Origin of the sequence: Aquamicrobium terrae (genome assembly GCF_040545735.1) — a bacterium.
Classification (GTDB): domain Bacteria; phylum Pseudomonadota; class Alphaproteobacteria; order Rhizobiales; family Rhizobiaceae; genus Mesorhizobium; species Mesorhizobium terrae_A.
This window is the reverse complement of record NZ_JBEPML010000005.1, coordinates 274070-287816: the sequence shown is the minus strand read 5'-3', so window position 1 is coordinate 287816 and position 13747 is coordinate 274070. Positions and strand designations below refer to the sequence as shown.

The following is a 13747-nucleotide window of genomic DNA, read 5'->3' as shown; positions in this document are numbered from 1 at the left end:
GGAAGTGCCATGAACATGCGTTCCTCGAACTCTGCGTGGTGGTGGGCCTGCTGACAGCGGCCTTCTGAGCGCGTGCGCGTGAAAATGATGGGTGGCCGCAGCGGATCTCCGGGCGGCCATTTTACGTTTCAGCCCCAGGTCCGTTGCCTGAAGACGAACGGAGACGGCAATGACGGTGGAAATTCTCGACAACGGGGCGGAGCGCTTCATCACGGCGGGGGGCGTCGCGATCACCCGCCAGCGCCACGACCAGCCCTATGCCGGGGCGATCGAGGCCTATATCGACCGTCTCAATTCGCGGCGCGGCGCGGTGTTCTCCTCCAACTACGAATATCCCGGCCGCTACACGCGCTGGGACACGGCCATCGTCGATCCGCCGCTGGTCATTTCCGCCCGTGGCCGCTCCATGCGCGTCGAGGCGCTCAATGCGCGCGGCAAGGCGCTTTTGCCGACGCTGCTTGCCACCGTATCGGAACTGGAGGACATCCGCGTCACCCAGGCGGACGACCGGCTGATCCTGCTCGAGGTGAACAAGCCGGACCGCATCTTCACCGAGGAGGAGCGCAGCCGCGCGCCCTCCGTGTTCAGCGTCCTGCGCGCCCTCACCGCCCTGTTCCGCACCGACGACGACAGCAATCTCGGCCTCTACGGGGCGTTCGGCTACGACCTCGCCTTCCAGTTCGACCCGGTCGAATACAGGCTGGAGCGTGCCGAAAGCCAGCGCGACCTGGTGCTGTTCCTGCCGGACGAGATCCTGGTCGTCGACCACTACCTGGCCAAGGCCTGGACCGACCGCTACGACTATGCCGGCAACGGCTTCTCGACCGAAGGCCTGCCCCGCGAAACCCCCGACGCGCCCTTCACGCCCTCCGACCGCATTCCGCCGCGGGGCGACCACCAGCCCGGCGAATATGCGGCGCTGGTGCGCAACGCCATGGCCAGCTTCAAGCGTGGCGACCTGTTCGAGGTGGTGCCCGGCCAGACCTTCTACGAGCGCTGCGAGACCGTGCCCTCCGACATCGCCCGCCGCCTCAAGACCACCAATCCCTCGCCCTATTCCTTCTTCATCAATCTGGGCGACGGCGAATATCTGATCGGCGCCTCGCCGGAAATGTTCGTCAGGGTCAGCGGCCGCCGCGTCGAGACCTGCCCGATCTCCGGCACCATCAAGCGCGGCGAGGATGCGATCTCCGATTCGGAACAGATCCTGAAGCTGCTCAACTCCAAGAAGGACGAGAGCGAGCTGACCATGTGCTCCGACGTCGACCGCAACGACAAGAGCCGGGTGTGCGAGCCGGGCTCGGTGCGGGTCATCGGCCGGCGCCAGATCGAGATGTATTCGCGCCTCATCCACACGGTCGATCATATCGAGGGCCGGCTGCGCGAGGGCATGGACGCCTTCGACGCCTTCCTCAGCCACGCCTGGGCCGTCACCGTCACCGGCGCGCCGAAATTGTGGGCCATGCGCTTTCTCGAGCAGAACGAGAAGAGCCCCCGCGCCTGGTATGGCGGGGCCATCGGCATGGTGCATTTCAACGGCGACCTCAATACCGGCTTGACCCTGCGCACCATCCGCATAAAGGACGGCATTGCCGAAGTGCGCGCCGGCGCCACGCTGCTGTTCGATTCCGTCCCCGAGGACGAGGAAGCCGAAACCGAATTGAAGGCATCCGCCATGCTCTCCGCCATCCGTGAAGCCAAGGCCGGCAACAGCGCCGCCGTCGAACGGGCCGCCGCCCGCGTCGGCGAAGGGCTGAACATCCTGCTGGTCGATCATGAAGACAGCTTCGTCCACACGCTGGCCAATTATTTCCGCCAGACCGGCGCCAGGGTGTCGACCGTGCGCACGCCGGTGGCCGACGCCGTGTTCGACGAACTGAAGCCGGACCTGGTCGTGCTCTCGCCCGGCCCCGGCACGCCGAAGGACTTCGACTGCGCCGCCACCATCAGGAAGGCGCGCCAACGCAAGCTGCCGATCTTCGGCGTCTGCCTCGGCCTGCAGGCGCTGGCCGAGGCCTATGGCGGGGAACTGCGCCAGCTTGCCGTTCCCATGCACGGCAAGCCCTCGCGCATCCGCGTGTCGAAGCCGGGCATCATCTTTTCCGGCCTGCCCAAAGAGGTGACCGTGGGGCGCTATCACTCGATCTTTGCCGATCCGGCCCGCCTGCCGCGGGAGTTCGAGGTCACCGCCACCAGCGAGGACGGCACCATCATGGCCTTCGAACATGCGAAGGAACCGGTCGCGGCCGTGCAATTCCACCCCGAATCGATCATGAGCCTGGGCGGCGACGCCGGCATGCGCATGATCGAGAACGTGGTGGTCCACCTGCCCCGAAAGGCAAGGGAAAAGGCGGCCTGAGGCCTCCACGCCGGTTCCCCGACATGGAGATGGAAAGAGTGCATCACGACAGGGACGCATCAAAGCGCAGGGTGCGAACCCTCGCCTTCTGGTCGATCGTCGTCGCGCTAGGCGTCATGGGGCTGAAGTTTGTCGCATGGCGCATGACCGGTTCGGTCGCGCTCTATTCCGACGCGCTGGAATCCATCGTCAACGTCATCACCTCCGGCGCGGCACTTTGGGCCATCCACGTCAGCCACAAGCCGGCGGACAGCGACCATCCGTTCGGGCATCACAAGGCCGAGTATTTCTCGGCCGTGCTCGAAGGCGTGCTGATCGTGGTGGCCGCGCTGCTCATCATCGCGCAGGTGTGGGACACCATCCGCGCGCCGCAACCTATGGAACAGCCTTGGGAAGGCCTCGCCGTCAACGGCGTGGCGGCCGTCATCAACGGGGCCTGGGCGATAATCCTGATCCGCTCCGGCCGTTCCGCCAGGTCCCCGGCGCTGGTCGCCGACGGCCAGCATATCATGACCGACGTCGTGACCTCGGCCGGCGTCATCGTCGGCCTGGTCGCCGCCGTGTTCACCGGCTGGCATGTGCTGGACCCGCTGCTGGCGCTGATCGTGGCGCTCAACATCCTCTACCAGGGCTGGAAGGTGATGGGCGAATCGCTGAACGGCCTGATGGACCGCAGCGTCGACATGGAAGAGCAGATGCGCATCCGCGACATCATCTCCGTCAACTCCAGGGGCGCGCTCGAGGTCCACGATCTCAAGACCCGCATCGCCGGGCGGGCGACCTTCATCGAATTCCACATGGTCGTGGATTCCGACATGCCGGTCGGTGAGGCGCATGTCATCTGCGACCGCATAGAGGACGCCCTGAAGGCGGACGACCCGTCCGTGCGCGTCACCATCCATGTCGAGCCCGACGACGAGGCGAAACTGCCCAGGGGCAGCGTTGCGGTCCCCTTCGCTTGAATCGCGATCTCAACCGGAACCCGTAGCGCCTTGTAAGGGTTATGCTTGCGCATTCGGTCAAGCTGCACGATCCTGCAAGCCGCAGGGCTTGGAACGAGACCGGACAGGCTGAGGAGGGTTCCATGTATGGGCTGATCGGTAAACTGCGCGCACTGCCCGGCAAGCGCGACCAGCTTCTTGAGTTGATCCTTCAGGCCACGGGCTCGATGCCCGGTTGCCTCAGCTACATCGTCGCGCGCGACCCCGCCGACACTTCGGCGCTGTGGGTGACGGAGGTCTGGACCGACGCCGAGAGCCACAAGGCCTCGCTGCAACTGCCGCATGTGCAGGAAACCATCGCCAAGGCCAGGCCGCTGGTTTCCGGCTTCGAGTTCCAGATCGAGACGGAGCCGGCGGGCGGCGTCGGGCTGCCTTGAGCCAAAAGAATCCTGCCCTGGAGGGGTTCGCTTCCCGGCCGATCGGCTTTATCAACGGCTGGCCGCCCCGAGTCCGGCGGCGCCACGTTTGGGCGCGGCCCGTCGCTGCGCCTGACAATCCCAGCGCGAAGCCTTGCCCGTGAACCAGACCATCGAACCGCCGCAAGCCGAAGCCGACAGTCCATGGATGAGCCGAGCGGCCCCGGCCCTGCAATGGTTCGTCCTGCTTGCCGTTTCGGCTGCCCTGATCGGCACGCTCGAGCTTGCCGGCGTGCCCGCCGCACTGCTGATCGGGCCGATGCTGGGCGGCATCGCCATGGGCGTGAGCGGGGCGACAGCCCGCGTGCCCCTGCCCGCCTTCAGCGTTGCGCAGGGCATCATCGGCTGCCTGATCGCCAGTTCCGTGTCGGCCGACATCTTCCCCCTGCTCTATGTGCACTGGCCGCCGATCATGGGCGCGGTCCTGGCCACGCTCGCCGCATCCAGCTTCCTGGGCTGGCTGATCAGCCGCTGGCGCATCCTGCCCGGCACCACGGCGCTGTGGGGCTCCACGCCCGGAGCCGCGGCCGCCATGGTGCTCATGGCCGGTGCCTTCGGCGCCGACCAGCGGCTGGTGGCCGTCATGCAATATCTGCGCGTCATCATCATCTCGGTCTCGGCCTCGCTGGTGGCGAGCCTGTGGGTGGACACCACCCAGATGAGCCGGCCCGACATCGTCTGGTTCCCGGTGCCCGACGCCCTCGGGCTCACCACGACGCTCGGAGTGGCCATACTGGGCTCACAGCTCGGCAGGCTGCTGCGCCTGCCGTCGCCCTTCTTCCTCGGGTCGATGATCCTCGGCATGCTGCTGCATCTCGGCATCGGGCTGGACTTCGACCTGCCGCAATGGCTGCTCGGCATGAGCTATGCCCTGATCGGCTGGCATATCGGCCTCGGCTTCACCCGGCCGGTGCTGCACCATGCCATGCGCGCCCTGCCCCAGATGATCGGCTCGATCGCCGCCCTGCTGATCTTCTGCGGCGCCCTCGGCTGGCTGATGAGCCGGACATTGGGCATCGATCCGATGACCGCCTATCTGGCCACCAGCCCCGGGGCCATGGAGACCATCGCCATCATCGCGGCGGCCACCCACAATGTCGACATGTCCTTCGTCATGGCCCTGCAAACGGCGCGCTTCCTGCTCGTCCTCCTCGTCGGACCGCCGCTGGCGCGCTTCTTCGCCCGCACCGTGGCCGCGTAAATGGCTTGCCTCGGGCAGGCGGCTCCTGTAAGAGAGCGCACATGAACAGGCGCTCCGCATCCGCTTCCAACCGTCCGACCGGCATTTCCGGCGAGACGTTGCGCGCGCTTGCCTCCACCCTCCTTCTTCTCGGCCTTATCGGCGATCGCCGGGCTCGCTGAAGGAGCACCCGGCGGTCGATACAGCCGTCCGGCAAGATGCTCCTTGGCAAACCTACATTCGACGACTCAATTTTTTTGGTAAGGCACCCCTGACCCGATGGCAGCCGCGAGGCAGGCAGTGGGAGCCGGGAGAAGACGACGATGAACGCACGACAAGACATTCGCGCAACTTCGGCCCGCAAAGGTATGCCCGAGGCGGCACGCAAATATCAGCCCTTTGCAATCCCCAGCCTCGCCGACCGCACATGGCCGTCCAGGCGCATAGAAAAGGCGCCGGTATGGTGCTCGGTCGACCTGCGCGACGGCAACCAGGCGCTGATCGACCCGATGGGACACGACCGCAAGGCGCGCATGTTCCAGTTGCTGCTGGACATGGGTTTCCCGGAGATCGAGATCGGCTTTCCCTCCGCCTCGCAGACGGATTTCGACTTCTGCCGCTGGGCCATCGAGGAAGGCAACGTGCCCGATGACGTCGATCTGCAGGTGCTGGTGCAGTGCCGGCCCGAGCTGATCGCCCGCACCTTCGAGGCGCTGGAAGGCGCCAGAACGCCGATCATCCATTTCTACAACTCGACCAGCGAATTGCAGCGCCGCGTCGTGTTCGCCAAGGATGTCGCCGGCATCAAGCAGATCGCCACCGACGCGGCGAAGATGATCATGGACATGGCCGCCAAGGCGGGCGGCGGCTACCGCTTCCAGTATTCGCCGGAGAGCTTCACCGGCACCGAACTCGAAGTGGCGCTGGAAATCTGCAACGCCGTGATCGAGATCGTCGATCCGACCCCGGACAACAGGCTGATCATCAACCTGCCGTCGACGGTGGAGATGAACACGCCCAACATCTATGCCGACCAGATCGAATGGATGTGCCGCAATCTCGACCGCCGCGACAGCCTGATCGTCTCGCTGCATCCCCACAACGACCGCGGCACCGGCATCGCGGCCACAGAACTCGGCCTGATGGCCGGCGCCGACCGCGTCGAGGGCACCCTGTTCGGCAATGGCGAGCGCACCGGCAATGTCGACATCGTGACGCTGGCGCTCAACATGTACACGCAGGGCGTCGACCCCGAGTTGGACTGCACCGACATCAACCGGATGAAGGACGTCTACGAATATTCGAACCAGCTGAAGATTCCGGAGCGCCACCCCTATGTCGGCGAACTGGTCTACACCGCCTTTTCCGGCTCGCACCAGGATGCCATCAACAAGGGCATGAAGGCGCTCAAGACGGCCAATTCGCCGGTCTGGGAAGTGCCCTATCTGCTCATCGATCCGCAGGATGTCGGCCGCTCCTACGAAGCCATCATCCGCATCAACTCGCAGTCGGGCAAGGGCGGCATCGCCTACATCATGCAGACCGACTACGGCATCAACCTGCCGCGCAACCTCCAGGTGGAATTCCGCAACGTGATCCAGGAGATCACCGACAACGAAGGCAAGGAACTGCCCTCGAAGCGCATCCATGAGGAGTTCCGCAAGCTCTATGTCGAGCAGCCCGAAGGCCGCTTCAAGTTCGTCGACCACCACACCTACCCCGACACAGAGGTGAAGGGCCGGCGCATCCTCGAGGCCACCATCGTGGACAACGGCAAGGAGACCAAGATCGAGGGCATCGGCACGGGCCCGATCGACGGCTTCGTCGATGCGCTCTCGCGCCATATCGGCGTGCCAATGACGGTGCTCGACTATTCCGAGCATTCGCTGCAACGCGGCTCCAACGCCTCGGCCATCTCCTACGTCGAGATGGAGCATCCGGGCGGGCGCCTGTTCGGCGTCGGCATCAACACCAACATCGTTGGTGCCTCGCTCGAAGCGGTGGTTTCCGCCGCAAACCGCATCATAGCCGGTAAGTAATCGTTAACCCTGGGCCGGTTGCCCTGAAGGTAACCGGCCCAGACCGCCGCCGCTCCCTTAGCCAACGCTTGTCCGAGGCAGCCAGAACTCTATATGATCGACCTCCCGCCGGCCGAATGGAGAGGTTCGTCATTTGCAATCCACGACGCCTGCTGCCCCCGCAGTGCGCAAGACGCTGGAGCGAGTGCTTGCCAGCAGCACATTCAGCCGCTCGGAGCGCGCCCGCGACCTCCTTCAATATCTGGTGGAACGTGAGCAGGCCGGCGAAGCCGACCGCCTGAAGGGCTTTGCCATCGCTGTCGACGTGTTCGGCAAGGATGCGGATTTCGACCCCTCCACGGATGCGGTCGTGCGCGTCCAGGCCGGGCGGCTGCGCGATCTCCTGCAACAGTATTTCGCGACCGAGGGCGCAGCGGAGCCTGTCCGCATCGTCATTCCACGCGGCAGCTATATCCCGGCCTATGTCTCCAACGGGCCGCAGCCCGCCCCGGCCGAGGCGGCTGAAGACGCTCCCTTTCCCGCGCCTGCACAAGATGCGCCGGCGATCCCGTCCTCCCTCTCGCGCCAGATGCGCTTCATGTGGGCGGCTATGGGGCTTGTCTCGGTCATGCTTGCCGTGCTGTTCCTGCGCCAGACGATACTGGTCGGGCAGCATGCGGAAGCGCCCGCCGAGACCACCCGCACCGGCAGCATCGGCACGCTGGCGCCGGACACCTTGCCGGTGATCTACATCAGCACCGCCGCGGACACGCCGGGGCAGGCCACCATGCTCGCCACTCTGCGCAGCGGGCTGTCGGGCTTCGACACGATCGATTTCATCGGCCGCGATTTCGAGGGCAGCCCGAACCCCGTCTCCCAGGCGATGAGCTTCGTCTTCAAGCTGGCGCCGGGGGCGGAAGCCGACAGCATCACCGTCGAAATTCAGAACATCGGCACCGATCGCGTGCTCATTTCCAGAACCTTCAACCCCGAGGACATGAGCCCGGCCCGCATCGAGGACAGCGTGGCCGGCATGCTCAGCGCCACCACCACCGCCTCCGGCACCATCTACGCCTATATCGAGCAGGCCGGCATCCAGACCGGCCTCGCGCGCTGCCTGCTGCTCAATGACGACTACTATCAGGACCCTATCCCCTCGGTGCACAAGGCCGCCTATAGCTGCTTCGAGCAACTGATCGCGGAAGGCGGAAAATCGCCGCTCATCTATTCCGAGATGGCGGTGCTGCATTTGCAGGCGGTCACCAGCCGCTACGACTACCCGAAGGATGCGACGCCCGAAAAGGCGCTGTCCATGGCCCATCGCGCGGTGCAGATGGGCGCCACCAGCCCCTATGCGCACCGCGCCTACGGCTATCTCAACTCACGCCTCGGCAACACCGAGGAAGCCATCCGCTGGATGCGCAAGGCCTATGAGCTGAACACCTATGACCTGTCCATGGCGGCCGCCTACGGCTACGGCCTCGTCTTCGCCGGCGACTATGTCCAGGGCACGGCGATCATGGCGCGCGCCGTCGAGGCCTCCAGCTCCCGCCCTTCCTGGTGGGATTTCGGGCTGTTTCTCGGGCAATTCATGCTCGGCAACATGAAAAAGGCGGCCAGCGCGGCCGAAGCGCTCAAGCCCGCCTCGACGCGCTCCCACTATCTCGCCGCACGGCTGATCGCCGCCGACTACGCCAACGACGCGGCCGCGCGCGACCGGCTGATCGCGGAACTGGCCAGCCGATATCCGCGCTTCGTCGCCAATCCGCGCCGGGTTTTCGAGCAACGGGAATATCCGCCCGACATGGTGGACAGGCTGGTGGAGGCGCTGCGCGCCGCCGGCCTCGGCAAGGCGAGCTGAAGGGGCGAATCGCCGCCCTCCATCACCCCGAAACCGGCTCCCAATTTCGGGAGACGTTGCTATGTTAAGGCTGCCTTAATCAAGCGTGGGCGGGAAGCCGATGAACGATGCCAGCGAGAACGTCGCGCCAGCCGAAGAGGTGCCGCACAAGCTCGCCACCGCGATCCGCGAGGTCAAGAACAGCCTTGCCGACCGTGACGACGTGGTGGTCGACATGCGCGAGGCGCACCGCATGCGCCTCGAACTGATGGCCACGGAGCTGGCTCCGGTCTTCGCCGAAGTCCCCGACGAAATCGACATGTTCGACTTCGCGATTTCCGCCGGCCTGCAACCGCGGTTGTGGATCGATGCCGTCGCCCATATCGCCATGGGACGCGACCGCCGCACCTATCGCTTCGTGCGCGACACAAGGCTGGGACGCGTCGTGCTGGCCGAATCCGCCGAGATCAAGCCGGTCGCCGACCAAGTGACGCGCTATATCGCCGAGCGTCTCGTCGAGCGCCAGCGCATGCTGGACGCCGGCGGCGAAATCCATGTCGCAATCAGCCAATCCGGCGAAGCGCCGGAGCGGCAGACGCGCGCGTCCCGGCGCAGCAGGCGCTGGGCCGGCCTGCTCTCCGGCCTTGCATTCGTGGCGGCCGGCGCCCTGGCCGGCCTCGTCCTGTCGCTGGTCCTGTTCTGGGACCGCATCAAGGCGATGGGCTTCACCTTCTGACCGACAGCACCTTTTCCAGCACGGATGCCGTAAGCTCCCGCACCTCGATATCCGCCGGCGGCAGGGCCGGCCCTTCCAGCCCGCGCCGCGTCAGCTTCAGGTGCCAGCGCTCTCCGTCCGGCTCGATATCGATCAGGTTGTACTGCGCGGCCGGTTTCTTGCCGCCCGGCGCCTGTCCGGCCGCCGCGACGCCCACCACCGGCACCGGGCCGTTGGCGCCGGCGAGGAAATACAGCGACGGGTCATGCGAATGGCCGTGCAGAACCAGTTCCGCGCCATGGCGGGCCATGATCCTGCCGAAGCGCCTGATCCCGAACAGGCGCTTGTGCTGCGGCACGGCATGGCGCACCGGCGGATGATGGATCATCACCACCCGGCACAGCCCCCGGGCGCCCGTCTCTTCCAGCAGCGTGGCCAGCCGTCGCCCCTGGCCCTCGCGCAGATAGCCGTTGGCCATGAACGGGGCCGTCGCCCGGGCCGTCGAGACGCCGATCAGGGCAATGCGCCCGCGCACCCGCAGATAGGGAAAGGCGTCGCGATCCACCGGCTGCGTCGCCCCGTCGCCCGTCATCCACGGCGCCCACAGGCGGCACACCTTGTCGAACGCGCCCGGCACATAGGCATCGTGATTGCCCGGCACCACCGAAACATCCTCGGCCTTGCCCAGCGTTTCCAGCCACTGGCGCGCCAGCTCGATCTCGGCATCGAGCGCCAGATTGACCAGATCGCCGGTGACCGCGACATGATCGGGCCCGCTGGCCCTCATGTCATCGACGATGGTGTCGATGACGGCATCGTGCAAATGGCGGCGGCGGTTGCGCTGCCAGTTGATGTAGCCCACCGCCCGCTTGGAGGCGAGCTGGCGATAGGTTACATCGGGAAGCGGGCCCAGATGGGCGTCGGACAGATGCGCAAGCCTGAACATGGTCGCCTTCTTATGCGAGGCCTGCGCCTCTTTCCACTCACTGGCCGCGAAAAAACGGGCCTGCGGGAAACGGAAAGCTCAATGCACGGTTCCGATCCGGACATCATGACGTTTGAAAACGACCGCCCCAGCCTGCGGGTGCGGCTGTTCCATCTCTATTTCAGGCTGCGCCGGCCGATGACGCTGGGCGTGCGCGGCCTCGTCCATGACCGGCAGGCGGGCACTGTGCTTCTGGTGCGCCACACCTATCTGCCGGGCTGGCAGTTGCCGGGCGGCGGCGTGGAGGTCGGCGAAACCATGGAAAAGGCGCTGGAACGCGAACTGGCCGAGGAAGGCAACATCGTCCTGACCGGCGCCCCGCTGCTGAAGTCGATGCATTTCAACCGCCAGTCCAGCCCGCGCGACCATGTCGGCCTCTACCTGATCGAACGGTTCAGCCAGCCCGCTCCCAAGCAGCCGGACAGGGAAATCGCCGAAGCCGGCTTCTTCGCGCTCGACGCGCTGCCGCAGGCAACGACGCCGGCTACGCGCCGCCGCCTCGCCGAGGTGTTCGAAGGCGCGCCGCCCTCGCCCTACTGGTAATCCCTCTAGCCGAAACGGGCGCGATCGTGCGGCGCCGCGTAGTCGACCTTGGGGCCGAGCGGGACGATGCCGGTCGGATTGATCGTCTTGTGGCTGCCGTAATAGTGCGCCTTGATGTGGTGCAGGTTCACCGTGCCCGCCACGCCCGGCACCTGGTAGAGGTCGCGCACATAATTCGACAGGTTCGGATAATCGGCGATGCGCTGCCGGTTGCACTTGAAATGGCCGACATAGACCGGATCGAAGCGCACCAGCGTGGTGAACAGGCGCCAGTCGGCCTCGGTGATGCGCTGGCCGGTCAGGTAGCGCTGGCGTGAGAGCCGGTCTTCCAGCCGGTCCAGCATGGCGAACACCTCGCCATAGGCCTCTTCATAGGCCTCCTGCGTGGTGGCGAAGCCGGCCCGGTAGACGCCGTTGTTCACCGCCGGATAGATCTCCTCGTTGAGCGCGTCGATCTCGGCCCGCAACGGTTCGGGATAGAAATCGACGCTCGCGTCGCCCCATTCGTCGAATGCCGAATTGAGCATGCGGATGATCTCGGAAGATTCGTTGTTGACGATGGTCTGCTGCTGCTTGTCCCACAGCACCGGCACCGTTACCCGCCCCGAATAGGCTGGGTCGGCGCGGGTGTATATCTGATGCAGGAAATCGAGGCCGTAGAGCGCGTCGCCGGTCGCGCCGTCCTCGGCCTTGAACGTCCAGCCGTTCTCACCCATGAAATGATGCACGACCGAGACCGAGATGACGTCCTCTAGCTTCTTCAAGGCGCGGAAGATCAGCGTGCGGTGGGCCCACGGACATGCCAGCGAAACATAGAGGTGATAGCGTCCCGGCTCGGCCTTGAAGCCGCGCTCGCGGCCGGGGGCCGGCACGCCGTCGAGCGTGATCCAGTCACGCCACTGCGACTGGGAGCGGACGAACCGCCCCCCGCTCTTGACCGTATCGTACCAGCGATCCTGCCATTTTCCTTCGACCAGCAATCCCATGACATATCCTTTCGTTGCCTCCGATATAGGACGGAACGGCGCCGCCGGCACCGTCAAAGCCGGAAACAGTGCGTCAACCGCCGCATCCGCGCAAAAGGCCGATTGCAGCGGCCGGCTTTTGATGCTAGCCGGAGCCACCATGTTGGATTTCTTTGCAGCCATCCGGTTCGACCGACGACGAAAGGACGCCCGCGCCTGAGCGCACTGGCGAACGCCGCCTTGGGCGGCCCCTTTCCCCGCATACCGGACTGCAAAGACATGAGCCTTGCCGACGTCGCATACCTGCCGGAAACCCCGGCGCATGACCCCGAGATCGACATCCTGAACGAAGAGGCCTTCGGCCCCGGCCGTTTCGCGCGCGCCGCTTACAAGATCCGCGAAGGCGGACCGCATGAGCGCGCCCTGTCCTTCGTCGCGGTCAGGAACGATGCGGTCATCGCCTCGGTGCGCATGACGCCGATCGCCGCCGGCAAGGGCCGCTCGCTCATGCTGGGGCCACTGGCGGTGCGCCCCACCCACAAGAACCTCGGCATCGGCCGGCGGCTGGTGGCGATCGCGCTGGAGGCGGCGGCAAAGGCCGGCTGGTCCTCGGTGATCCTGGTCGGCGACGAGCCCTATTACGGCCCGCTGGGATTTGCCAGGATTCCTTACGGCCAACTCTCCATGCCCCGGCCGGTCGACCCCGACCGGCTGCTGGTCCACGAGATCGTGCCGGGTGCGGTGGCCGGCCTGACCGGCGAGGTCACCCACGCGGCGCTGGCCAGATAGGCCGGGGCCACGCATGGCAGTGTCCCGAAACCGGACCCCGCTTTCGGGCGACATGCTTTAGTCGAATGCCGCCACGGTTGCGGACGCGCGGCCGACCTCGTAAAGCAGGCGCAGTCCTGCAAAGAGGAGCCCGTCCATGAACGCCGAAGGCCAGATCGCAATCGTAACCGGCGCAGGCTCCGGCCTTGGCGAGGCCACCGCCCGCGCATTGGCGGCCCGGGGCGCGCGCATCGCCATCCTCGATGTCGGCATGGAGCGGGCACAGGCGGTCGCGGCCGACATCGGCGGCATCGCGGTCAAATGCGACGTCAGCAGCGCCGAGAGCGGCGTGGCGGCCATGACCGAGGTGGAGCAGAAGCTGGGCACGGCCCGCATACTGGTCAACTGCGCCGGCATCGCCATCGGCGTGAAGACCATCGGCAAGGAAGGTCCGCATCCGCTCGACCAGTACCGCCGGGTGATCGAGATCAACCTGATCGGCACCTTCAACATGATCCGCCTGTTCGCCGATGCCGCGGCGAAGCTCGAGCCCCTGTCCGGCGGCGAGCGCGGCGTGATCGTCAACACCGCTTCCGTCGCCGCCTATGACGGCCAGATCGGACAGGCCGCCTACTCCGCCTCCAAGGGCGGCGTGGTCGGCATGACGCTGCCGGTCGCCCGCGATCTCGCCCGCTCCGGCATTCGCGTGTGCACCATCGCGCCCGGCATCTTCAAGACGCCGATGATGGCGGCCATGCCGCAGGAGGTGCAGGATTCGCTGGGCGCAGCCGTGCCGTTCCCGCCGCGCCTCGGCGAGCCCTCCGAATATGCGGCCCTCGCCCTACACATCGTGGAAAACCAGATGCTGAACGGCGAAACGATCCGCCTTGACGGCGCCATCCGCATGGCCCCCAAATAGGCCGGGCGCGCAAAACTTCGCGCCCGCATTCGAGACTG

General features: G+C 66.0%; 12 protein-coding genes. 10 read left to right on the top strand and 2 right to left on the bottom strand.

All coding sequences use genetic code 11. The annotated features are described in order from the left end of the window. The first annotated feature begins 169 nt into the window (after positions 1-169). From ABID37_RS10190 to ABID37_RS10160, 7 genes are all read left to right on the top strand, one after another. Positions 170-2359: an anthranilate synthase gene (locus ABID37_RS10190; protein WP_354194250.1), complete on the top strand. Its 2190-nt coding sequence runs from the start codon at positions 170-172 to the stop codon at positions 2357-2359. Between the two features lie 38 nt (positions 2360-2397). Continuing rightward, the gene (locus tag ABID37_RS10185) at positions 2398-3321 is read left to right on the top strand and encodes a cation diffusion facilitator family transporter (protein WP_354194248.1); all 924 of its coding nucleotides are present in this window, start codon (positions 2398-2400) and stop codon (positions 3319-3321) included. Positions 3322-3443: 122 nt separating this feature from the next. Further along, a complete protein-coding gene (locus tag ABID37_RS10180; protein ID WP_354194246.1) occupies positions 3444-3737 on the top strand; it encodes a putative quinol monooxygenase in 294 nt (97 codons plus the stop codon). Positions 3738-3924: 187 nt separating this feature from the next. Beyond that, the gene (locus tag ABID37_RS10175) at positions 3925-4977 is read left to right on the top strand and encodes an AbrB family transcriptional regulator (protein ID WP_354194298.1); all 1053 of its coding nucleotides are present in this window, start codon (positions 3925-3927) and stop codon (positions 4975-4977) included. A gap of 302 nt (positions 4978-5279) precedes the next feature. Further along, on the top strand, positions 5280-6995 hold the full coding sequence (gene leuA, locus ABID37_RS10170) for a 2-isopropylmalate synthase (protein WP_354194244.1): 1716 nt from the start codon (positions 5280-5282) through the stop codon (positions 6993-6995). Positions 6996-7128: 133 nt separating this feature from the next. After that, positions 7129-8835: a tetratricopeptide repeat protein gene (locus ABID37_RS10165; protein WP_354194242.1), complete on the top strand. Its 1707-nt coding sequence runs from the start codon at positions 7129-7131 to the stop codon at positions 8833-8835. Between the two features lie 100 nt (positions 8836-8935). Beyond that, positions 8936-9550, top strand: a complete 615-nt coding sequence (locus tag ABID37_RS10160; RefSeq protein ID WP_354194240.1) for a hypothetical protein — start codon at positions 8936-8938, stop codon at positions 9548-9550. On the opposite strand, the gene ABID37_RS10155 is transcribed toward ABID37_RS10160, so the two are convergent. Beyond that, positions 9540-10475 (bottom strand): metallophosphoesterase family protein, encoded by a 936-nt coding sequence (locus tag ABID37_RS10155; RefSeq protein WP_354194238.1) that lies wholly within the window; start codon positions 10473-10475, stop codon positions 9540-9542. The genes ABID37_RS10160 and ABID37_RS10155 overlap by 11 nt on opposite strands. Before the next feature lie 81 nt (positions 10476-10556). On the opposite strand from ABID37_RS10155, the gene ABID37_RS10150 reads away from it, so the two are divergent. Further along, positions 10557-11057: an NUDIX domain-containing protein gene (locus ABID37_RS10150; RefSeq protein ID WP_354194236.1), complete on the top strand. Its 501-nt coding sequence runs from the start codon at positions 10557-10559 to the stop codon at positions 11055-11057. 5 nt (positions 11058-11062) lie between these two features. Here ABID37_RS10150 and ABID37_RS10145 read toward each other — a convergent pair whose 3' ends face one another. Further along, on the bottom strand, positions 11063-12043 hold the full coding sequence (locus tag ABID37_RS10145) for a glutathione S-transferase family protein (RefSeq protein ID WP_354194234.1): 981 nt from the start codon (positions 12041-12043) through the stop codon (positions 11063-11065). 258 nt (positions 12044-12301) lie between these two features. Between ABID37_RS10145 and ABID37_RS10140 the strand changes: the two genes are divergently transcribed. Both ABID37_RS10140 and ABID37_RS10135 read left to right on the top strand, forming a co-directional pair. Next, entirely contained in the window at positions 12302-12811 is a 510-nt protein-coding gene (locus ABID37_RS10140) for a GNAT family N-acetyltransferase (RefSeq protein ID WP_354194232.1), read from the top strand. A 136-nt stretch (positions 12812-12947) separates the two neighbouring features. Continuing rightward, on the top strand, positions 12948-13709 hold the full coding sequence (locus tag ABID37_RS10135) for a 3-hydroxyacyl-CoA dehydrogenase (RefSeq protein WP_354194230.1): 762 nt from the start codon (positions 12948-12950) through the stop codon (positions 13707-13709). Positions 13710-13747: the final 38 nt, after the last annotated feature.

Coding starts and splice junctions, on each gene's coding strand:
- ABID37_RS10140 (WP_354194232.1), top strand. CDS start 12,302: ATGAGCCTTGCCGACGTCGCATACCTGCCGGAAACCCCGGCGCATGAC.
- ABID37_RS10180 (WP_354194246.1), top strand. CDS start 3,444: ATGTATGGGCTGATCGGTAAACTGCGCGCACTGCCCGGCAAGCGCGAC.
- ABID37_RS10175 (WP_354194298.1), top strand. CDS start 3,925: ATGAGCCGAGCGGCCCCGGCCCTGCAATGGTTCGTCCTGCTTGCCGTT.
- ABID37_RS10155 (WP_354194238.1), bottom strand. CDS start 10,475: ATGTTCAGGCTTGCGCATCTGTCCGACGCCCATCTGGGCCCGCTTCCC.
- leuA (WP_354194244.1), top strand. CDS start 5,280: ATGAACGCACGACAAGACATTCGCGCAACTTCGGCCCGCAAAGGTATG.
- ABID37_RS10145 (WP_354194234.1), bottom strand. CDS start 12,043: ATGGGATTGCTGGTCGAAGGAAAATGGCAGGATCGCTGGTACGATACG.
- ABID37_RS10150 (WP_354194236.1), top strand. CDS start 10,557: ATGCACGGTTCCGATCCGGACATCATGACGTTTGAAAACGACCGCCCC.
- ABID37_RS10190 (WP_354194250.1), top strand. CDS start 170: ATGACGGTGGAAATTCTCGACAACGGGGCGGAGCGCTTCATCACGGCG.
- ABID37_RS10135 (WP_354194230.1), top strand. CDS start 12,948: ATGAACGCCGAAGGCCAGATCGCAATCGTAACCGGCGCAGGCTCCGGC.
- ABID37_RS10160 (WP_354194240.1), top strand. CDS start 8,936: ATGAACGATGCCAGCGAGAACGTCGCGCCAGCCGAAGAGGTGCCGCAC.